Here is a 429-nt window from a genome sequence, read left to right as displayed (position 1 = left end):
GCTTAACACCGGCATCGAGGCGGCATGCGACGCTTTCAGCCGCGAGTTCAATGTCGACATCCAGTTGGCCAAGGATTGCGGTTCGCTGGCGGTGCTGATTTCGGTGCTCATCGTCGCCGGTGTCTGGGGCATCGCCATTATCGAGCGGATCACTGGGCTACCGATCTAGCCTTTCGATGCCTATATGGCAGTCACCAAAGGAGACTGTCATGGCCGGGGCCGCCAATTTTCTGCTTCTCGAACGCGTGGGCCTGCCGGATGATCTGCGCTGGCTGGCCGAGAAATATCCGCGTGAAAACTGGCAGGATCATGCCAATATCCACGGCCTCGCCAATATGTGGCTGCAGCGGCACGACATGTTCCGCGAACTTGGCGGCATGCTGGCCAACGGCATCGTCGACTACCGTGAGGGACGGCTGACGGCGCCTG

The 429-nt window shown here is 60.1% G+C and carries 1 protein-coding gene and 1 pseudogene; both read left to right on the top strand.

Going from position 1 to position 429, the window contains the following annotated elements:
• The coding region (locus tag EOC94_RS33695; protein WP_185928394.1) for a diacylglycerol kinase at positions 1 to 169 on the top strand (169 nt) is incomplete at its 5' end.
• Positions 170 to 209: 40 nt separating this feature from the next.
• Positions 210 to 429: pseudogene (locus tag EOC94_RS33690) on the top strand (hemerythrin domain-containing protein); the annotation flags it as partial.

Source organism: Mesorhizobium sp. M6A.T.Ce.TU.016.01.1.1, assembly GCF_003997065.1.
GTDB lineage: Bacteria > Pseudomonadota > Alphaproteobacteria > Rhizobiales > Rhizobiaceae > Mesorhizobium > Mesorhizobium mediterraneum.
The sequence above is the reverse complement of the archived record's forward strand: the minus strand, read 5'-3'. Positions and strand labels throughout refer to the sequence as shown.